Here is a 20,841-nt window from a genome sequence, read left to right on the forward strand (position 1 = left end):
TCGACGGTGGCGTGCGGTTCGGAGACAGATTCGGCGGTCAGCACGTCCGCGACCACGACCTCACACGCCGGCGGCAGCGTGACGATGACAGGGAACTGCGCTGTGCTCAACGCGGATGAGGTCAGTGAGTTGATCGGTGAAGCGCAGGTGGTCGAGGCGAGTGAAACGACCGATGGCTGTGAATGGTCAGGTCGCAATGGGGCAGCGTCTTACTCGATCAGATCGTCGTCGAGCGCGCCCATGCAGGCCGGCGGACAAGAGCTTGCGATACCGAGCGGCAAGCTTCTCGTGAATGCAGCCACCATCCCGGACCAGGATTGTCTCGGGGTGCTCGTGCCGGAAGACGCGGAAGGCGGTGGTGAGTCGGTCGATATCGTCGTCATGCCCGCTGCGGCATCAGGTGTCGGTGAACCGTCGGCCACTGCGAGTCCGACGAGCGTGTGCCAGCAGTTCATCCCGCACTTCGAGAAGCTCCTGCACAACACCGGACTGACCCCGTGAGCAACCTACCCCCGGAGTTCGAGAGCGCGAAGCGGCGGCTCTTCGAATCGCTTGACCGGCTTGGAACCACGACAGCGCGACTGCAAGCCCACGCCGACCGTCTCGAACACGAGCGTCGCGAACGCGAACGGGCAGAGCAGGACCGGCAGGAGAGCGAACGGCTCGAGACGCAGCGACAGGCAGCCCTTGCGCAGTCCGAGTTCGAGGATCGCGCGGAACAGGCCTACCGTGATTCCCGCCGTAGCGGATGGCTGACCTCTGAGTGAGACAAGGAGAGTTGCTGCCGTGACGCATCGGTGGACCGTGCGAACTGCGATATCGCTGGCGTGCGTATTCGTCGCCGCAGCAGCGGCATCGGGTTGTGCCGCCGAGCGCGCTGCGTCTCAAGACGCAGCCAGCGGCCAGGGTTTCGGCGTCGGTGGGGCCTGCGACCTGGTCTCGGCTGGGGGAAATGACAGGCGGATGTGGTTCACGTGACGCCTCGTCACAGGCATACTGACCCCATGACATCGCAGACACCGATCGACATCGTCACGACCTTCCTCGACGATCTCGCGCGCTCCGACACGGCCGCGGCTCTGGAGAACGTCGACGAGAACATCGCCTACACCAATGTCTCGCTGCCGACCGTGCACGGCAAGCGGAAGGTGGCCGGCATTTTCTCCGGGATGGACAGGTATTCATGGGTCGGCTTCAACTACCGGATGGTCAACGTCACGGCCGACGGTCCGGTGGTGCTCACCGAACGCGTCGATGAACTCCGGTTCGGGCCGGTCGTCATGCAGTTCTGGGTCTGCGGTCGCTTTGAGGTCCGCGAGGGGCGGATCACCGTGTGGCGGGACTACTTCGACTACTACGACATGACCAAGGCGCTCGTACGGGGACTGCTTGGCGCCGTGATCCCACCCCTACGCAAACCGCTGCCGCCGAAAGTCGTTGCCGTCTAGGGCAGTCGGTCAGAGAATCTCGTCGATCGTCTCCAGCGGTCGCCCCAACCGGGTTCCCTTGTCGGTCACCACGAACGGGCGCTCGACGAGAACCGGATGCGCCACCATGGCGTCGAGAACCGCGTCCTCGGAGGCATCGGCCAGTCCGAGTTCCTTGTACAGCGACTCACGCTTGCGAGCGGCCTGATGAGCCGTGACGCCCGCGTCGGCGAACATCGTCGACAACTGTTCGCGAGTGTAGGGCTGATCGAGGTACTTGACGATCGTCGGCTCGACGCCCGCCTCCCGCAACTTCTGCAGCGCCTTGCGGGAGGTCGTGCACTTCGGGTTGTGATAGATCGTCGCGTCCACGCAGCACACCATACCTGGTGCGGCGTCAGCCAAGTCGTGAGTATCGGGCCTACGCGCTGCCGTTGAACAGGCTCGTCACCGAACCGTTCTCGAAGACCTCGCGGATCGTCTGGGCGAGCAGTGGCGCGATCGACAACACCGTCAGGTTCTCGAACTGCTTGTCCTCGCCGATCGGCAGGGTGTCCGTGGCGATGACCTCTTTGGCGCCGCAATTCGCGAGCCGTTCGGCGGCCGGGTCGGAAAACACACCATGGGTGGTGGCGATGATGACGTCGCCCGCACCGGCGTCCTTGAGGACCTTGACGGCGCCGGCGATGGTGCCGCCGGTGTCGATCATGTCGTCGATCAGCACGCAGGTGCGGCCCTCGACCTCACCGACCACCCGGTTGGACTTCACCTGGTTGGGCACCAGCGGATCACGGGTCTTGTGGATGAAGGCCAGCGGCGCCCCGTTGAGGGAGTCGGCCCACTTCTCCGCCACCCGCACACGACCGGAATCGGGCGAGACGACGGTGACGTTGTCGGTGCCGTAGTTGTCCCGGACGTACTCGGCGAGCTGACCCTGTGCATGCATGTGATCGACGGGACCGTCGAAGAAGCCCTGGATCTGGTCGGTGTGCAGATCGACGGTGATGATGCGGTCGGCGCCCGCGGCCTTGAGTAGATCGGCGATCAGGCGCGCGGAGATCGGCTCACGACCGCGATGCTTCTTGTCCTGACGCGCGTACGGATAGAAGGGAAGGATCACACTGATGCGCTTGGCCGATCCACGCTTGAGCGCGTCGATCATGATCAGCGCCTCCATCACCCACTGGTTCAACGGGTACGGGCAGCTCTGCAGGACGAATGCGTCGGAACCCCGGACGGATTCCTCGAACCGGACGAAGATCTCACCGTTGGCGAAGTCGCGCGCGGTCTGCGGGGTCACCTTGATGCCGAGCTCGTCGGCGACGGCCTGAGCGAGGTCGGGATGCGCGCGGCCAGAGAACAGCATCAAGTTCTTCTGGTTGTCCGTGGTCCAGGTCATGAAAACTCTTCTGCTAGAGGTGTGCTGCGGTCAGGCACCGGGCTGGTGACCCGCCGGGCGGTCGGTCTGTTGGGCATCGAGTGCAGCGCGTGCCGACTCGGTGTCCGGGCGCTTACGCACCACCCAGTTCTCGATATTCCGTTGTTGTCCTGCCGACACCGCGAGCGCGCCGGGCGGGACATCGTCCCGCAAGACCGTACCCGCTCCCGTGTAGGCGCCGTCCCCGACCTGCACGGGTGCGACAAACATGTTGTCAGACCCGGTACGACAATGGGACCCGATCACCGTACGGTGTTTCGCCACGCCGTCATAATTCACGAACACGCTGGACGCGCCGATGTTGGATTGCTCACCGATCGTCGCGTCGCCGACGTAGGTGAGGTGCGGGATCTTGGAGCCGGCGCCGATGTCGGCTTTCTTCGTTTCCACGAAAGTGCCGATCTTGCCGCCCAGTCCGAGGCGGGTGCCGGGGCGCAGATAGGCGAACGGTCCGACGGTGGCGTCGGCGCCGATCTCGGACTCGCTGCCGTGAGTGCGGATCACCGAGGCGCCGGACCCGACAGTGACATCGCGCAGGGTGCAGTCGGGGCCGATATGCGCGTCGTCGGCGATGGTGGTGGCACCGTGCAGCTGGGTGCCCGGTTCGATCCGGACATCGGTGCCGATGGCCACCTCCACATCGATCCATGTGGTGGCCGGGTCCACCACGGTTACCCCGGCGAGCTGATGGCGGCGGATGATGCGTCGATTGAGCTCGGCGGCGAGGTCGGCGAGCTGCGCGCGGTCGTTGCAGCCGGCGACGAGCATCGGGTCGTCGACGGTGAACGCGCGGACCGTGTGCTCGGCGGTGCGGGCGATCTCGATGACACCGGTCAGGTAGAACTCGCCCTGCACGTTGTCGGTCGACAGTTCGGCGAGCGCAGACCGCAACAGCGCCGCGTCGAAGGCGTAGATCCCGGCATTCACCTCGGTGATCGCGCGCTGCTCGGCGCTGGCATCCTTGTGCTCCACGATCGCCTGCACGAGGGAATCGTTGGTCCGGATGATGCGGCCGTACCCGGTCGGGTCATCGGCGATGAAACTCGTCAGGGTCACCCCGGCGCCACCATCGGCGGTGTGGGCGGCGACGAGCGCGCGCAGGGTCGCCGCGTCGAGCAGTGGCACGTCGGCGGCAGTGACGACGACGGTCCCGGCGAAATCGTCGGGAAGCCCGGCCAGACCCGCACGCGCCGCGTCACCGGTGCCCAGAGGTTGTTCCTGCACGGCCACCGAGACGGTGCAGGCCAGATGCGCCCCGATCTCGGTGACCGCTGCGGTCACCCGTTCACGTTCGTGACCGACGACGGCGATCAGATCCGACGGATCGATCCCGGCGGCGCCATGCAGAGCGTGCCCGACCAGTGACCGTCCGGCCAGGCTGTGCAGTATTTTCGGTGTCTTCGACTTCATCCGCGTGCCTGCGCCGGCGGCGAGGACGATGACAGCGGTCGAGGGGGTGGACGTCTCCGTCATGTGGCCCGATAGTACGCAGTCGCCGTACCGCCGAGGCCCGGACCCGCCACGCGATACCGAGCGATTGATCGGGCCTGATAGAAACAGTGAGGCGACAGACCGCCCCAGACCAACGGAGGTACACCCATGAGCACTCAGAAAGTCGCGATCGTCACCGGAGCCGCGCGGGGCATCGGCGCGGGCGTCGCCAAGCGTCTGGCGACCGACGGGCTCGCCGTCGCCGTTCTCGACCTGAACGCGGACTCTTGCGCCGATGTCGTCAAGGCCATCACCGACGCCGGCGGCAAGGCCATCGCGGTCGGCGCCGACGTGTCGAACGAAGAGTCGGTAGCCGCGGCCGTCGCGAAGGTCGCCCAGGAACTGGGCCCGCCGACGGTGCTGATCAACAACGCAGGCATCATCCGCGACAACATGCTGTTCAAGATGACCGTCGACGACTGGGATGCGGTCATGGGTGTGCACCTGCGCGGTGCGTTCAACATGAGCAAGGCCTGCCAGAAGCACATGGTCGACGCCGGCTGGGGTCGCATCGTTAACTTGTCGAGCACCTCGGCGCTGGGAAACCGCGGCCAGGCCAATTACTCGGCCGCCAAGGCGGGCATGCAGGGCTTCACCAAGACCCTCGCGATCGAGCTGGGCAAATTCGGCGTCACCGCCAACGCGATCGCCCCCGGCTTCATCGCCACCGAGATGACCGCCGCGACCGCCGAGCGCATGAAGGTGTCGTTCGACGATTTCAAGGCCGCCGCCGCGAAGGAGATCCCGGTGAACCGCGTGGGCGCACCGGAGGACATCGCGCACCTCGCCTCGTTCTTCGTCAGCGAAGGCGCCGGCTTCATCTCCGGCCAGGTGGTCTACGCCGCGGGCGGTCCGAAGGACTGATCTCGTTTCGGCCGCACCTGCGGGTTCCGGCTTGCGGTGGACACCGCGGCCAGACCCTGCAGGTGCGGCCAGAAGCGTGGGCGGTGCCTGTGGCACAATCGTCTGCGCGTAATCCCCCATGGTGTAATCGGCAACACTTCTGATTTTGGTTCAGGCATTCCAGGTTCGAGTCCTGGTGGGGGAGCACTGACTTTCGTCGCATCCGTAATTTCTCGAGGCGGACGGTCCACAGCGGAATCCGACATTTGTCGGGATACTGAGACCTCCGACAGCACCAGCGCCGTCGCCGGCCCCGGCGATCGCCCGCGCCCGAGGAACAGGGGAATGCGTGACAGAGGTTATCGCCGTCTATCTCGTCGTCACCTTCGGTCTGGGCGGCCTCGCCATGGCGCTGCGGCTGCCTCCGTTGGTCGGCTTCCTGGCCGCCGGATTCGTGCTCAACGCGATGAACGTCGAGGATCTGCCCCAGCTGGACGTGCTGGCGGATCTGGGTGTCACCCTGCTGCTCTTCGCGATCGGACTCAAACTCGACGTCCGGATCCTGCTCCGGCGCGAGGTGTGGTTGACGACGTCGGTGCACATGGTGATCAGCGTGGTGCTCGGCAGCATCGCGATGTGGGTGGCGGCCGTGGCAGGGATGGCGATGCTGGCCGGTCAGAGTGTGCAGACGATCGCCCTTCTCGCCTTCGCGCTGTCGTTCTCCAGCACGGTGTTCGTGGTCAAGATCCTCGAGGAACGTGGCGAATCACATTCGCTGTACGGCCGCATCGCCATCGGCATCCTGGTGATGCAGGACATCGTGGCGGTGGTCTTCCTGACCGTGAGTGGCGGGCACCCGCCGAGTCCGTGGGCGCTGACCCTGATCGCGTTGTGGCCGTTGACCCAGGTGTTGCGCAAGATCTGGGGGCGCCTCGGACACGGCGAGATGCAGTCGCTGTTCGGCATCGTGATGGCGTTGGTTCCGGGCTACGCGTGGTTCACCGCCGTCGGGCTCAAGGGCGACCTCGGCGCACTCATCGTCGGCGTTCTGCTGGCCTCGCATCCCGCCTCATCGGAGTTGGCGCGGTCGCTGTTCCATCTCAAGGAACTGCTGCTCGTCGCCTTCTTCGTGTCGATCGGTCTGACGGGGCTGCCGGATCTGCCCACCATCGGCGTCGCGCTGCTGATGGTGTTGCTGCTGCCGTTCAAGGCGGCCTGGTACGTGGCGTTGCTGTCGATGCTCAAGCTTCGCTATCGCACCGCAATCCTCGCCGGGCTCGGATTGATGAACTACTCGGAGTTCGGCCTGATCGTGGTGTCCGTCGGGGTGACCACCGGGCTGCTCGCCGAGGCCTGGCTGGTGGAGATGTCGATCGCGGTGGCCCTGAGTTTTGTGGTATCGGCGCTGGTCAACGGGCGCGGCCACCTGATGGTGGAGAAGATCGCCACTCGGCTGCCCGCCCAGGACGAACGCACCCTGCACCCGGAGGAGCGTCCCGGCGACGCCGGCGATGCCGAGGTTGTGGTGATCGGGATGGGACGCGTCGGCTTCGCCGCATATCAGCGGCTGACCGACCATTACGGCCTACGGGTGGTGGGTGTCGACTACGACGGGCCACGAATCGGGCGACTCGCCGACGCAGGCCTGCGGGTCATCGAGGGAGACGCCACCGACCTGGACTTCTGGAACCAATTGCGGCATTCGGATTCGGTGCGGATCGCCGTGCTGGCGATGCCGCGTCACGGCGCCAACGTGACTGCGCTCGAATGCCTGCGCGAATCGGGATTCAGCGGCCGGGTTGCCGCGGTGGCCCGCTACGACGATGAGGTGCAGTGGGCCAAGGACCATGGCGTCGGCATCGCCTTCAACGTCTATGCGGGCGCCGGCCTGGAGCTGGCCGATCAGGTCGCCGGCGATGGCGATCGCGGCGACGAACCGCCGGACCCGCCGACGACGGAGAGACACTCCGGCGAGAACTCGTGATCCGCCGGCGCGCCACGATCGTCACGCCGTAACCCGACTTCGGCGCTGTACCACCGGATCCGGGTACGGCACCGCGTCGACGAGAGCCTTGGTGTACGGGTCGGTCGGGACGGTGAGTACAGTTCGCGCATCGCCGGTCTCGACCACCCGGCCACCGCGCAACACGACCACTCGATCGGCCACCCGTTCGACCACGGCGAGGTCGTGGCTGATGAAGACGGCCGCGAACCCGAACTCCTCCTGTAGGTCGGCAAAGAGGTCGAGCACCCGCGCCTGCACCGACACGTCGAGTGCGCTGGTCGGTTCGTCGGCGATCAGCAGTTCCGGGTCGGCCGAGAGTGCACGGGCCAGCGCCACCCGCTGGCGTTGACCGCCGGACAGTTCGTGCGGCAGACGGTCGGCGAACGGGCGGGGGAGTGCCACCGCGGACAGGAGTTCGGCGACCCGCGTGTCGCGCTGGGCGCGCGTGCCGATGTCCTGGATCTCGAGTGGTTCGCGAATGGACTCCGCGACGGTGAATCGCGGATCGAGGGACGCGCTCGGGTCCTGCGGTACGAAGGCGAGCTTGCGGCGTAACTCGCGCAGCCGCGTTCGGGACAATGTTGCGATGTCCTCGCCGTCGATCAGGATACGGCCGGCGCGGGCGGGAACGAGACCGCCGATGGCACGTCCGAGTGTGGTCTTGCCCGAGCCGGATTCACCCACCACGCCCACCACCTCGCCGCGACCGATGCTCAACGACACCGCATCGAGCGCGGTGCGCGGTGGCGAACCGAGACGACCGGGATGGGTGACCGTGACGTTCTCGACGGTGAGGACCGGCTGCTCTGTGACATCGGTGATCGTCGGCGCGCAGGTGTCGGATATCGGGTCGTCGTCGAGACCGTCGGGCAGTCTCGGCACGGCGGCAAGCAGTTGTCGGGTGTAGGGCTGCGTGGGGCGTGCGAAGATCTCGTGCACGTCGCCGGTCTCGACGACCTCACCGAGCTGCACCACCACGACGCGGTCGGCGATGTCGGCGACGACGCCGAGGTTGTGGGTGATCAACAGGATTCCGGCGCGGGTACGGTCGCGCAGCCGACGTAGGAGTCCCAGGATCTCTTGCTGCACCGACACGTCGAGCGCCGTCGTCGGTTCGTCGGCCAGCAGCAACACCGGATCATTCGCCAACGCGAGCGCGATCACCACGCGTTGCTTCTGCCCACCGGACAGCTGGTGGGGATACTGGTCGACCCGAACCTCCGGTTCGTCGATCTCGACCAGCGTCAGCAGCTCGACTGCTCGTCGGCGTGCCTGCGTCCGTGTCACCCGCCGGTGTGCGCGGAGGGCCTGTCGCAGCTGCCATCCCACTGTCTGCGACGGGTTGAGTGCGGTCTGCGGTTCTTGGAAGACCATCGCGACACGATTGCCACGCAACGCTCGCAACTGTGGTTCCGTTGCGTCGAGTACCTCGATCCCGTCCACCTTCACCGACCCTGACGCGTGCGCGGCGGCCGGCAGCAAGCCGATGGCCGCTTGTGCGGTGATCGTCTTGCCGGAGCCGGATTCGCCGACCAGTGCGAGGATCTCGCCGCGATCGACCGACAGGCTGATACCCGACACGGCCGGTCGGGGGTAGTCGAAGCGGACTCGCAGGTCGTCGACGGTGAGCGCGGGCGGGGTCAGGTCGGCGGTCATCGGCGAATCCTCCGGTCATGTGAAATCGATTGGGCGATCAAGTAGAAGCCCAGCACGAGGATCGAGACGACGATCAGCGGTCCGAGCGAGAACCATGGGTTGGTTTCCAGGTATCCGTTGCCCCCGGCCAGAATCGACCCCAGCGACGGGGCCGGGGCGACCACGCCCACACCGAGATAACTGAGCGCGCCCTCGATGAAGACTGCAAGCGACAGCGACAGGGCGAACTGCACCGACAACGCCTCCAGTGAGTGGGGGAGAACGTGGCGCAGCAGGATGCGTGACGTGGTCGCACCGCTCACCCGGGCCGCCTCCACGTAGGGGAGTTCCCGCACGCGCAGTACCGAGGTGCGGGTGAGACGGCCGAAGATCGGGATCTCGGCGAGCGCGATCACGACCCCTACCGTCACGGCTCCCGGCCCGAGTACCGCGGTCATGGTGATCCCCAGGATGAGCGCGGGAAACGCGAGGATCACGTCGAACACGCGCTGGGCGATCACGTCGGTGACGGGGTGGGCGACGGTGAGCAGACCCGCGATCACACCCAGCGCGGCACCGATCGGGACCGCGAGGAAGATGATCAGCAGGTCGGTACGGATCCCGTAGAGGACCCGGGTCGCGATGTCGCGGTTGACGTCATCGGTACCGAACCAGTGATCGAGGCCGGGCTGCAGCAGGTAGGCGCCGTCGATCTGCTGCGTGGGCCCGTATGGGGTGAACAGCGGACCGAGCGTCCCCACCAGGATCACGGTGAGCACGAGGATGCTGCCGACCAGTCCGGTGCCGTGCAATAGGCTGCGCCACAGCGGTGTTCGAGGATGTCGCGCCTCCCGGTCGCCGGGACTCTCCGGGAGCAGGCCGGGAACCAGATCGGGATCGGGCTGGGTCGAGGTCGTCGGCGACGTGTCGGTGGTGGACACACTGCTGGGATGGGTGGTCATCGGTCACCTGCCAGTCGGATTCGGGGGTCGAGCCAGGCGTGGACGATGTCGGCGAGGAGCTGGATGATCACGAACACCGCGACCGACAAGAGGATCAGGACCTGGACGAGGGGATAGTCACGGGCGAAGATGCCTTCCTCGGTGAGCAGCCCCAGCCCGGGCCACCCGAAGATGGATTCGACCAGCACGGCGCCCCCAAGAAGTGCGCCGACGGTGATGCCGAGGGCGGTCAACGTGGGTGGCAGCGCGTTTCGCAGCGCGTGCTTGAGCACGATGTCGGTCCGGGACGCGCCCAGCGCCCGCGGGGTGAGCACGTATGGCTGCTGCAGCTCGGTGCGCAGCGATTCGGTCAGGAACCGCGCGAGCATCGCGCCCGCGGGTAGCCCGAGGGTGAGCGCGGGCAGGATGAGGTACTGCGCGCTGATCTGTAGGGAGTCGGTGAATCCGTTCGGCGGTATGCCGCCGGCCGGCAGCAGACGCAACCGCACGCCGAAAACGAGGATGAGCACGGTGCCGACCACAAACGTGGGCAATGCGATCGCGGCCGCGTTGACGACGGTGAGTATCGCGTTGACATAGCGGTTCTCGAACAGCACTGCGGTCAGCCCGAGGGCCAGCGCGAGGACGATCGCGATGACCAGTGCCGCACCGGTGAGGATGAGTGTGTTGGTGAGTCCGAACCCGATGAGGTCGGTGATGCTGCCGCCGACCTGGTAACTCGTGCCGAGGTCGAGGGTGAGGATGTCACCGAGCCAGGACAGGTATTGGGTGATGAATGCCTGGTCGAGACCCAGGTCGTGCCGGATCGCCGCCAGTTGGGCGGGCGATGCATCCGGACCGGCCAGTGCTGCCTCGGGCCCACCGGGGATCAGTCGGAGGACGGCGAAGATCAGAATCGAGGCGACCGCGAGCACGACGAGGGCCGTGGGAACGCGGCGCAGAAGGTATCCGGTCATTGGTTAGTGCTTTCCTGGCGAAGTGAGATAGGTTCCGGCGAAGTGCAATTGGTTGCGACGGTCCCAGTCGACATCGCCGACCGACGGTGCGGTGGCCACCTGGCGCAGCACCACGCCGATCTCTATGAGAAACAGATCACGCAGCCAGGCTTCGTCGAGTTCGCGGTAAGCGGCGAGCGCTTCCGGAGAGGAACTGTCGCGGACCGTCCATGCCTCCTCCGCAGCCGCGGAATACTCCGGGTTCGAGTAGTTCGACGAGTTCTTCGCCGCGTTGAACGGATAGGCGGACACGGCGAGAGTTGACGGGGTGAACTGGGCGAAGGCGTGCTGTAGCAGCCAGAGTCCGTCGAACTTGCCACCGATCAGCTTCGACGCCTGCTGGGTCTGGTCGTTGGGCACCAAGCGCACCTCGATGCCGACAGCGGCGAGATTCGACTGGACGATCTCGGCAATCACCCTGTCGTTGCCCGGGGTCGAATAGTCCAGTGTCAAGGGAGGTATGGAGCCGACCTGGCTCACCAGCGCACGGGCCTTTTGGAGATCGCGGGTGTAGGTGGTGTTCGCGTTCGCGCGATACGCCGGTGACCACTTCGGCCACGGCAGATTGACGGTGTATCCGCTGCCGCGGAAGACGTCGTTGATGATGCGTGGACGGTCGATGGCGTACGCGATCGCCTGGCGTACGCGGACATCGGCGAGCGCCGGGTTGGTGACGTTGATCCCCACGTATTCCTGCGACTCGGCGCCGGTCAGGGTGATCCCGGTGAAGCCATACCGCTGGGTCACCAGTTGCTGATCGTGATAACTCAGGCCGTCGGCGACGTCGATCTGCCCGGTGCGTAGGCGGGTGAACAGTGACTGGTTATCGCGGACGACGACGAAAGTTACCGAATCCAGAGCCGGTGACCCGCCCCAGTAGTGCTCATTGCGGACGAGTCGGACAGTGGAATTCGGTTGCCACGACTCGAAACGGAACGGCCCGGTGCCGTTGAATGCGGTGCCGGCCTTCAATGCGGGCAGGGTGTTCTGGTCGATGATGGGCGCTGAGTCGAGCAGATCGAAGATATTGCTCAACGGGTGTGCGAAGCGCAGGATCACTCGGTGGGGATCAGACGTGTCGAACTCGTCGATGGCGGCGGCGGTGCGCTTGAACTGTGGCGTCCACGGTCCACCCAGATATGCCTTGATCGAGTTCTCCACATCCGACGACACGAACGGACGGCCGTCGTGGAAGGTGGCGTCGGTTCGGAGATCGAGCGTGAGGGAGCGGCCGTCGGGCGCGAGTTGCCAGGCGGTCGCCAACAACGGTTCGACGGTCAGTGAGTCACGGGCGTACCGGATGAGGGTGTCGAAGGCATTGGCCACCACCTGACCGTTCATCGACCCGGTCCCGATCTGCAGGAACGCCTTCGGCGAGAGGTCGCCGAGCACGCCGACCCGCAGGTCGCCGCCGCGGGGTGTGGGGTCTCCGGGTGCGGCGGGCGCGGTCGAGTGCTGCTGCTGCGAAACCGCGGACTCGCATCCTACAGCGGCCAGCGCGAGCAAGATGGCGACGATGACCGCAGCGGCGCGGGCACCTCGGTGTCGGGGCATGGTGATCACATCTCTGTCGGGTCGAGGTGATCGGTGATGGCCGACCACACGGGATCCGTACACTCATCGGAATCGAAAACGTGTGCACGGGCGAAGAATCGACATCCAGTATGGGGATCGAACGGGTGGTCCGCGTCGTTGAATTTCGCTCGGATCGAACCCTTGACAGGCGGTTGACCTTGGCCGAACGTGCTCGGTGTTCGGGCGCGAGGCTCGATGTGATGTGCAGGGAGACAAGCGATGGCACAAGCGGACAGAACTGATCTGCCGGCGGGCGCGCGTGGTTACGACGGCTTCGACGGGGTGATCGGCCGCACGAGTTCGGTGTCGCGGCCATGGTGGCCGGAGGAACCGACGGCCCCGGCCGGTGCTCCGAACATCGTGGTGATCCTCGTCGACGACATGGGCTATTCCGACATCTCGCCGTTCGGCGCGGAGATCGACACACCCAACATCGACCGGCTGGCGCGCAACGGGTTCCGGTTGTCCAATTACCACACCACCCCGGTGTGCTCACCGGCGCGCGCGGCGCTGCTGACCGGGCTGAACCCGCATCGGGCGGGTTATGGCAGTGTGGCGAACTCCGATCCCGGGTTTCCGGGGCTACGACTCGAACTCGCCGACGATGTGCTGACATTGCCGGAGATCCTGCGTGCCGGTGGATATGCCACGTATGCGGTGGGGAAGTGGCATCTGGTGCGGGATGCGAACATGGGCCCGGGACGCGACCGCAGCTCGTGGCCGGTGCAGCGCGGTTTCGACAGCTACTACGGTTCACTGGAGGGACTCAACTCGTTCTTCTACCCGAACCAGCTGATCGCCGACAACACCGTCGTCGACGTCGCCGAGTACCCCGATGACTACTACGTCACCGATGACCTGACCGACCGTGCGATCTCCCAGATCACCGCGTTGCGCGCGCAGGACCCGACGAAGCCGTTCTTCCTGTACTTCGCGCACATCGCGATGCACGGACCGCACCAGGTGAAGGAGGCCGATCTCGCGAAGTATCGCGGTCGCTACGGCCAGGGCTGGGATGAGGTCCGGCGGCAACGGTTCCAGCGACAGATCGAGAACGGGCTGTTCGACCCGGACACCCCGATGGCGGAACGCAACACCGAGCCCGGGTTCGACGCACCGCTGTGGGATGACCTCGAACCCACAGAGCAGGAGCGATTCCAGCGCTACCAGGAGGTGTACGCAGCGATGGTCGACAGCGTCGACCAGAGCGTCGGACGAGTGGTCGACACCCTTGAGCAACTCGGTGAGCTCGACAACACGATCATCGTGTTCACCTCGGACAACGGCGGCACCGCCGAGGGTGGACCGGTTGGGACGCGTTCGTACTTCAGCCAATTCGTGCACGGTCCGGTGCCACCCGACTGGGAACGCGACGTGCCGCACGACCAGGATCTGATCGGTTCGGCCGCACTCGGGGTGCACTACCCACGCGGCTGGGGGCAGGCGTCCAATACCCCGTTCCGCTTCTACAAGGGGCAGACCTTCGCCGGCGGCGTGCGGGTTCCATTCGTCGTGTCCTGGCCGAACGGACTGCCCCGGGCGGCCGACGACACCGGTGTACGTCGTCAGTTCTCCTACGTCACCGATCTCGTGCCCACCCTGCTCGAACTCGCCGGGGTCGACACACCGGACCACCGCCACGGGCGGCCCGCTCAGGAGCGCGACGGTGTCAGCATCGCCGACGTCCTGCGTGACCGTGATGCCCAGTCACCGCACACCGAGCAGTACGCGGAGTTCGGTGGGCACCGCGGCTACTACCGGGACGGCTGGAAACTGGTGTCACTACACCGGGACCCGGCCTCCGTCGACGATCCGGCGTGGGAACTGTACGACGTGACCACGGACCCGGCCGAAACCACCGATCTCGCCGCCCGACATCCCGACAAGGTTGCCGAGCTGGCCGCCGCGTGGGATGCCGCGGCCTGGCGCAACACGGTGTTCCCGCTGTACGACCGTCCCGCAGATCAGCTACGTCGACGGCCCGCGGAGGCGCGGTTGAGCGATCCGATCCGGATTCTCGCCGGCACACCGACGTTGGAGCGCTACCGGTCGAGCCGCCTGATCGCCTACCGCGACTTCGTGGTGGAGGCGGAACTTGAGGGCTGGACCGCCGACGACGAGGGGGTGATCGTCGCGCACGGCGACCAGCAGGGCGGCTATCTGCTGTACGTGGAATCGGCAGCCGTGCACCTGGTGTACAACGCCTATGGCCGCGTCCGGCGGGAGTCGGGTCGGCTGCCGGACGGCGCGACCGCGTTGTGTCTGCGCGCCTCCGCGACACCGTCGGTGCGCTGGAACCTCACGGTCGAGGCGGTGTGTGACGGCGAGGCGTCGACGATTGTGAAGCTCGACGACCAGGTCCAACTGGTCGGTATGGCGCCCTGGACAGGCATCTCGGTGGGACTCGACGCACGCGGTCCGGTCGACCCCGAACTGCGCCAGCGCCGTGGCGTATTCCGATTCGGTCCGGCGCTGCGGGCCGTCACGTATCGCCCGGGCCCCACGCGGGTGGGTGTGGATGTGCGGCGGGGTCTCGACGAGGCGGCCGAACGGTCGGCGGACTGATCGGCGTTGCGATCAGCATGATTGTTACCTCGCCTTGTCGGTGTCATCGGTGCTGAGATGAAAAACGTTGAAACAAAAGAATTCACGAGAGGTTTCTAGGAATGACGCTGGCTCAGATCGACGACCGCACGGAACGTGAGCGCGCGGCGCAGCAGGTGTACGCCGACGGGGGCATCACCGTCGAGAAGCTGGGAGAGCACATCGGTGCCCGGATCGGGCAGGTCCGGCTCGGTGGTGATCTCCCGACCGAGCAGGTCGAGGCGATCCGGCTCGCCCTGGCAGTCAACAAGACCGTTGTGTTCGAGGGGCAACATCACCTCGACGACGCGGGGCAGTACGCGTTCGCCGGCCTGCTCGGCGAGCAGACCGCGCCCCACCCGACCGTTACATCGCGGGGGACGCAGCTGCTGACGATCGAGGGTGCAGCCAACAGCTGGCATTCCGATGTCACCTTCGTCGACCGCATCCCCAAGGCGTCGATTCTGCGGGCGGTTACCCTGCCGTCCTACGGCGGCGCGACCACTTGGGCCTCGACGGTCGCCGCCTACGAACAGTTACCGAAACCGCTGCGGGCGTTGGCCGAAGAGCTCTGGGCCACGCATACCAATCTGTACGACTACGTCAATCAGTCCGAGCCGTCGGGCGGCGTCGACATCAGCCGAAAGTCCGAGCACTACAAGGAGTTCACCAGCGCGGAGTACCAGACGTTGCATCCGGTGGTACGGGTACACCCGGAGACCGGTGAGCGCAGCCTGCTGCTCGGTCACTTCGCCAAGGAGTTCCGAGGACTCAAGTCCGCCGAGTTCGGTGAGTTGTATCAGCTTCTGCAGAGTCGCATCACGAAGCTGGAGAACACCTTCCGTTGGAACTGGCGACTCGGCGATGTGGTGATCTGGGACAACCGGGCGACCCAGCACTATGGCATCTCCGACTACGGCAATCAGCAGCGCGAGCTACACCGGATCACCCTCGCCGGTGACGTTCCGGTTGACGTTCGAGGGCAACGGAGCCAGGTGCTGCAGGGCGACGCCTCGCACTACTCCAGCGTCGAGAAGTCAGCTCGACTTCCCCTTTTCGCAGCCTGAATCATCACGAGGCCCCGGCCCTGAGCATCAACTGCTCAGGGCCGGGGCCTTTTGTGGCCTCCGTGCCGTAGTTGAAGAAATGGAGGGGCGCAGCGAGTACGTGCGAACCCACATGCTGTCCCCCGGGGCTGAGTAACGACCACGTTTGCGAGGGAGCATCCCCTGGTCCCTGAGGAGCGTCCGAGCTTGCGAGGCCGCGTCACGAAGGGTACACCCACGCAACCACTCTTACGCAGGACAAGGTGTCACACCCCGCCGCTATCCTGTACCCAACAGCTCACCGAGCAAGTCCATCCACAGCCCACCCCGCAGTGCACCAAAGTTGTCAGACCCTCCCGATAGTCTGATAGCAGTTCGATTCCCCACCAACCCATCCCGACCTCAGAGACCGTCTTCGCCGGAAAGGAGCGTTTCGTGTTCACCTTCACCGACCGTGCCGCCGACGACGCTCTGCTGGCCTCCAGCAGTCTCGGCGAGTTGGCGCAGTACGGTCGCGATTTGTTGCGGCTGAGTAATCAAGCCCAAGCCCTGGCGATGCAGATCGCCCGTCAGATCGGGCAATCCACCTACAACGAGCGTCTCGCCGGATACAACGATTTCGTTCCGAACCGAGTCCGCAACGCCGCCGACAAAGCCGCGAAAGGCGAAATCTCACTGCAGTTGGGTATTTCTCGACGTCAAGCCGGCGAATGGGTCGGTCTCGATGAACTGCTCGACGAGCACCCCAAGATCCGTGATGCCTTCCGCTCCGGAGATTTGAGGCCCCACCGGCTGGGTGTGGCCATCCGCGGCGCCGCCACCGGCCCCACCGGCGACCTGCGGGAGCGACTCGGCGAACTCGCCGACAACGCCTACACCGACGAACCCGACAGCAAGGATGTCGAGGAGGAACTCACCCTCGACCTCGACGACCCCGCAGCCGACCTCGATCCCGGCACCGATGGTGAGCGCACCGACGGCGACGGCTCCGACGGCGACGGCACTGATGATGGCGGCTCCGATGATGCTGCGTCCGAGACCGACCCTGCCGCCACCGACGATCCCGCCGCCGACGATGCCGACGAAGATGAGCCGTGGGATTTCGACGATGTGGTGCTCGATCTGGCCAGCCGACCCACCACCGACACCGCCCTGCGAGATGATCTCGACGCCATCATCATCAGCCTCGACCCCGATCGAGCCGCCGAGACCCGCGACGACATCACCGACCTGTTCGGGGATGTGACGATCGGTGCCGAAGCGTTCGGTCACATGACCGTCGATGCCTGCATCCCCGCCGAACACGGCGTACACCTGCGCGACCGCATCAGCGCCTTGATCAGCCGACGGGTGTGCCGCCGCGATGGACGCAGCATCAAAGCCCAACGCGTCACCGCGTTCGCCGAAATCATCAAAGCACCCGGCGCAAAACTACGCTGCCACTGCGGCGACGACACCTGCCCCGCCACACCAACCCGCACCAACAACCCAGCACCCGCCACCACCCCGAGTCCGGTCACCGGCGGTGTCCGTGACTCGTCGGTCGACACCACCACGGCGGACAACACCGCTGCATCCGGCCAGACCACCGTCGAACCCGTGCTGGGTGGGCCTGATGCGGCCGAAGAACAGCCGATCACCCTCGCCGACATTGACGATCACATTGACATCGACCGCGACAACGACAACGACAACGAGAACGGTGAAATTGGCCAATCCGGTACCGGAATCGATGCCGATGACACCGCTGAGGATGCGCCCTCCCCGGGATCGCGACGAGATTTCATCACCGCACCACCCGCTGAACATGATCCCGCCGACACCGACACCGACACCGACACCGACACCGACACCGATACAGAGACCGATTCCGACCTCATCGTGCCCGGCCTGACCCTGCTGCGCGACCCGACCGGTCTCGACCCGACCCGCCTGATGGGCTACGGCGCCATCGATCCCGCCCACGCCGCACGAATCGCACCACACGCCACCACCATCACCGCCCGCCCCAGTGAAACCCGCGCCGCCAGCGGGTTGATCATCTTCGGCAACCGCGCACCGGCCCCACCGATCGACCCGACCGGGCACGGTGGTTTCGCCACCCCACCACCGGGGGCGCTGACCTATAAGCCGTCGGCGGCCCTCCGCGCGGAGATCATCCAACTGGACCGACGCTGCCGCTACCCGTACTGCGGCAGACCGTCCGAGGAGTGCGAACTCGACCACCTGCTCAAGTTCTGCCATGCCGACCCGGTGGCCGGTGGCTGGACCGTGGCGTTCAATCTCGCACCGCTGTGCCGGCCCGACCACGACCGTAAGCATGACGGGCCGTGGATACCGACCATGCACACCGACCGCACCATCTCCTGGCGCAACGCGCGCACCGGACAGGTCATCGTCACCTACCCGCGGTGACTCGTCGGCGATCCTGCGGTCGGAACTACTGACGAGCCGTCGGAGTGGCGGGCGGTCGCCGGAACAGTCCCTACGCGTCGAGAACCAAACAGAAGGTGCCCTTGCTCTCCGCGGAGAGCAAGGGCACCGCTTGCTGGGTGAGTCTCGGGATCAGTGCGCCATGGCGGCCGCACCCTCAGGAGCCACCGGGAGCTTGCCGCTACGAACCAGCAGTGCGGCGATGAGTCCACCGACTGCGAATACCGCAGCGGCCACCCAGAACGCGGTCGTGTAGCTGTGCACAGCGGCCAGCTGGGCCAACTGCGCCGGATCGGTGGCCAGCGATGCGTGGCCGCTCACAAACGTTGCCGCAGAGCTCGCGGCGATCGTGCTGAGCAGCGCAGTGCCCACCGAGCCGCCCACCTGCTGCATGGTGTTGACGGTGGCGGATGCGACGCCCGCGTCCTCCGACGAGACACCAGAGATCGCGCCCTGCATCGCCGGAGCCATCGATGCGCCGATGCCGACTCCCATGATCAGCAGCGCCGGCAGCACATGGCTGGCGTATGAGCTCGTCGCGGTGATCTGGGTGAGCAACAGCATGCCACCCGCCGCGATGAACATGCCCGCCGCCATCAACCAGCGCGGACCGAACCGGGGGAGCAACACACCGGTCGAGGTGGTGGCGGTGACCACCAGCATGCCGATCATCGGCAGAAACGCCAGGCCCGTGCGGATCGGGCTGAATCCCAGGTTCTGTTGCAGGTAATACGTCAGGAACAGGAAGATGCCGAACATGCCGATCCCGGCGATGAACACCACCAGGTACGACCCGGCGCGGGTGCGGTCGGTGATCACGCGTAGCGGCAACAGCGCGTGCTCGGCGCGTGACTGCCACCAGACGAACGCTGCCAGCAGTGCGGCCCCGGCGACCAGCCAGGTGATCGTGGCCCAGTCACCCCAGCCGTTGGACTCGGCATTGGAGAATCCGTACACGATCGAGAACAGGCCTGACGATGCGAGGGCCACGCCCGGCAGGTCGAGTTTCGGACGGTGATCGGCCTTGTGCGGTCCGAGGAACAGGACAGCACCGACCAGTGCGATGGCTGCGATCACCAAGTTCACGTACAGGCACCAACGCCAATCGGCCCACTCTGTGAGCATTCCGCCGAGCAGCAGCCCCAAAGCGCCCCCGCCGCCGGCGATCGCACCGAAGATGCCGAAGGCCTTGCCGCGCTCCGACGGATCGGTGAAAGTGGTGGTGAGCAGCGACAATGCGGCAGGAGCGAGCAGGGCGCCAAAGATGCCCTGGCCGGCTCGCGCGGCGACCAGCATCTCGAAGTTCACGGCGGCACCGCCGATCGCCGACATCACCGCGAAACCGATCAGACCGGCGATGAAAGTGGTGCGCCGCCCCCACAGGTCGGACAGGCGACCGCCGAGCAGTAGCAGGCTGCCGAACGACAGTGCGTACGCGGTCACGATCCACTGCCGGTCCTCGTTGCCGAAGCCCAACGACTCCTGCGCATGCGGCAGGGCGATGTTGACGATGGTTGCGTCCAGCACCACCATCAACTGCGCCAGAGCGAGGACGCCCAGCACCACCCAGCGCAGCCGATGCTGACGCGCCTCGTGGGTTTCCTTCTCGACGGATGGATCGTCGAGGTCGTCGTAGACAATGCTCATCCAAGCCTCCAGGTCTTAGGCGGAGGTGGTTCCTCCGGTTGTTGGCTCCAACGTACGTCATGTGGAGATCATTCCTCCACTTGTTATTCTGTGAGCATGAACACCACCGACGGTGAGGTCGGCGGACGCAAACTCCGCGCCGACGCCGAACGCAACCGGCAGCGCATCATCGCGTCCGCCCGCGAGCTGTTCGCCGAGCGAGGTCTGGAGGTCACGCTCGACGATGTGGCGGCACATGCGGGTGTCGGGGTGGGGACGGTTTACCGACGATTCGCCAATCGAGACGAACTGATCGTCGGCGTGCTCACCCAACACCTCACCGAGGTCGCCGAACGAGCTCGCGAGACTCTCGACGAGTCGGACCCGTGGCAGGCCGTCGTCGACATCCTGACCCTCGTGGTGTCGTCGATGGCCGCCGACCGCGGCCTCGCGACGATGATCATGACGATCGATCACTCACATCCGGACATCCTCGCCGCGAAGGCGGTGCTGACCGAGCGGCTGCAGCAGGTCCTGGCGCGGGCGCATGCGGCCGGGGTGATCCGACCAGACCTCGAAGCGAACGACTTCTTTCCGATTCTCACCATGCTCAGGACGGTTGCCGAGAGTCTCGCCCCGACGGCGCCGGGTACCTGGCGCCGATACCTGGGCCTGATCCTCGACGGCATCCGCGCCGACGGTCGCGATCCGCTGTGGGGAGCGCCGCTCACCGATGCGCAGATCGTGCAGATTCAGAAGGGTGCGAGTCGGGATCGGTGAAC

General features: G+C 65.9%; 17 protein-coding genes and 1 tRNA gene. 10 read left to right on the plus strand and 8 right to left on the minus strand.

The genetic code is table 11. From position 1 onward, the window contains the following. Positions 1-102: 102 nt before the first annotated feature. The 3 genes from L1892_RS19655 to L1892_RS19665 all read left to right on the plus strand — a co-directional run bounded on the left by L1892_RS19655 (position 103) and on the right by L1892_RS19665 (position 1,448). Complete coding sequence (locus L1892_RS19655; RefSeq protein WP_235725328.1) at positions 103-501, plus strand: hypothetical protein; 399 nt, start codon at positions 103-105, stop codon at positions 499-501. Next, on the plus strand, positions 498-767 hold the full coding sequence (locus L1892_RS19660; RefSeq protein WP_235725329.1) for a hypothetical protein: 270 nt from the start codon (positions 498-500) through the stop codon (positions 765-767). Before L1892_RS19655 ends, L1892_RS19660 begins: the two co-directional genes overlap by 4 nt. 237 nt (positions 768-1,004) lie before the next feature. Continuing rightward, positions 1,005-1,448, plus strand: coding sequence for a limonene-1,2-epoxide hydrolase family protein (locus L1892_RS19665; RefSeq protein ID WP_235725330.1), 444 nt, complete (start codon positions 1,005-1,007; stop codon positions 1,446-1,448). A gap of 9 nt (positions 1,449-1,457) precedes the next feature. On the opposite strand, the gene arsC is transcribed toward L1892_RS19665, so the two are convergent. Genes arsC through glmU form a run of 3 tightly spaced genes read right to left on the minus strand, consistent with a single transcriptional unit; the run spans position 1,458 to position 4,338 of the window. Continuing rightward, entirely contained in the window at positions 1,458-1,799 is a 342-nt protein-coding gene (gene arsC, locus L1892_RS19670; RefSeq protein WP_235725331.1) for an arsenate reductase (glutaredoxin), read from the minus strand. Between the two features lie 49 nt (positions 1,800-1,848). Beyond that, positions 1,849-2,826, minus strand: coding sequence for a ribose-phosphate diphosphokinase (locus L1892_RS19675; protein WP_235725332.1), 978 nt, complete (start codon positions 2,824-2,826; stop codon positions 1,849-1,851). A 30-nt stretch (positions 2,827-2,856) separates the two neighbouring features. Continuing rightward, a complete protein-coding gene (gene glmU / locus L1892_RS19680) occupies positions 2,857-4,338 on the minus strand; it encodes a bifunctional UDP-N-acetylglucosamine diphosphorylase/glucosamine-1-phosphate N-acetyltransferase GlmU (protein WP_235725333.1) in 1,482 nt (493 codons plus the stop codon). Between the two features lie 126 nt (positions 4,339-4,464). Between glmU and L1892_RS19685 the strand changes: the two genes are divergently transcribed. The 3 genes from L1892_RS19685 to L1892_RS19695 all read left to right on the plus strand — a co-directional run bounded on the left by L1892_RS19685 (position 4,465) and on the right by L1892_RS19695 (position 7,183). Further along, complete coding sequence (locus tag L1892_RS19685; RefSeq protein ID WP_235725334.1) at positions 4,465-5,220, plus strand: SDR family oxidoreductase; 756 nt, start codon at positions 4,465-4,467, stop codon at positions 5,218-5,220. Between the two features lie 112 nt (positions 5,221-5,332). Next, a tRNA-Gln gene (locus tag L1892_RS19690) sits at positions 5,333-5,404 on the plus strand. A 144-nt stretch (positions 5,405-5,548) separates the two neighbouring features. Next, on the plus strand, positions 5,549-7,183 hold the full coding sequence (locus tag L1892_RS19695) for a cation:proton antiporter domain-containing protein (protein ID WP_287015533.1): 1,635 nt from the start codon (positions 5,549-5,551) through the stop codon (positions 7,181-7,183). Between the two features lie 21 nt (positions 7,184-7,204). Here L1892_RS19695 and L1892_RS19700 read toward each other — a convergent pair whose 3' ends face one another. From L1892_RS19700 to L1892_RS19715, 4 genes are read right to left on the minus strand one after another with little or no spacing between them, the layout of a single operon-like run. Next, positions 7,205-8,860, minus strand: a complete 1,656-nt coding sequence (locus L1892_RS19700; RefSeq protein WP_235725335.1) for a dipeptide ABC transporter ATP-binding protein — start codon at positions 8,858-8,860, stop codon at positions 7,205-7,207. Then, the gene (locus tag L1892_RS19705) at positions 8,857-9,801 is read right to left on the minus strand and encodes an ABC transporter permease (protein WP_235725336.1); all 945 of its coding nucleotides are present in this window, start codon (positions 9,799-9,801) and stop codon (positions 8,857-8,859) included. The genes L1892_RS19700 and L1892_RS19705 overlap by 4 nt, the downstream gene beginning before the upstream one ends. Further along, positions 9,798-10,757 carry an ABC transporter permease gene (locus L1892_RS19710; protein ID WP_235725337.1) on the minus strand — a complete coding sequence of 320 codons (960 nt, stop codon included), beginning with the start codon at positions 10,755-10,757 and terminating at the stop codon, positions 9,798-9,800. Before L1892_RS19710 ends, L1892_RS19705 begins: the two co-directional genes overlap by 4 nt. 3 nt (positions 10,758-10,760) lie before the next feature. Further along, a complete protein-coding gene (locus tag L1892_RS19715; protein WP_235725338.1) occupies positions 10,761-12,350 on the minus strand; it encodes an ABC transporter substrate-binding protein in 1,590 nt (529 codons plus the stop codon). Between the two features lie 240 nt (positions 12,351-12,590). Here L1892_RS19715 and L1892_RS19720 point away from each other — a divergent pair, with 240 nt between their 5' ends. The 3 genes from L1892_RS19720 (at position 12,591) to L1892_RS19730 (ending at position 18,415) form a co-directional block, all read left to right on the plus strand. Then, positions 12,591-14,936 (plus strand): arylsulfatase, encoded by a 2,346-nt coding sequence (locus L1892_RS19720; RefSeq protein WP_235725339.1) that lies wholly within the window; start codon positions 12,591-12,593, stop codon positions 14,934-14,936. A gap of 101 nt (positions 14,937-15,037) precedes the next feature. Beyond that, positions 15,038-16,021, plus strand: coding sequence for a TauD/TfdA dioxygenase family protein (locus L1892_RS19725; protein WP_235725340.1), 984 nt, complete (start codon positions 15,038-15,040; stop codon positions 16,019-16,021). 414 nt (positions 16,022-16,435) lie between these two features. Beyond that, complete coding sequence (locus L1892_RS19730; protein ID WP_235725341.1) at positions 16,436-18,415, plus strand: HNH endonuclease signature motif containing protein; 1,980 nt, start codon at positions 16,436-16,438, stop codon at positions 18,413-18,415. A gap of 150 nt (positions 18,416-18,565) precedes the next feature. On the opposite strand, the gene L1892_RS19735 is transcribed toward L1892_RS19730, so the two are convergent. Next, the gene (locus L1892_RS19735) at positions 18,566-20,080 is read right to left on the minus strand and encodes an MFS transporter (RefSeq protein WP_235725342.1); all 1,515 of its coding nucleotides are present in this window, start codon (positions 20,078-20,080) and stop codon (positions 18,566-18,568) included. 96 nt (positions 20,081-20,176) lie between these two features. Here L1892_RS19735 and L1892_RS19740 point away from each other — a divergent pair, with 96 nt between their 5' ends. Continuing rightward, on the plus strand, positions 20,177-20,839 hold the full coding sequence (locus tag L1892_RS19740) for a TetR/AcrR family transcriptional regulator (protein ID WP_235725343.1): 663 nt from the start codon (positions 20,177-20,179) through the stop codon (positions 20,837-20,839). The last annotated feature ends 2 nt before the right edge of the window (positions 20,840-20,841 follow it).

The organism is Gordonia tangerina, assembly GCF_021556435.1.
GTDB lineage: Bacteria > Actinomycetota > Actinomycetes > Mycobacteriales > Mycobacteriaceae > Gordonia > Gordonia tangerina.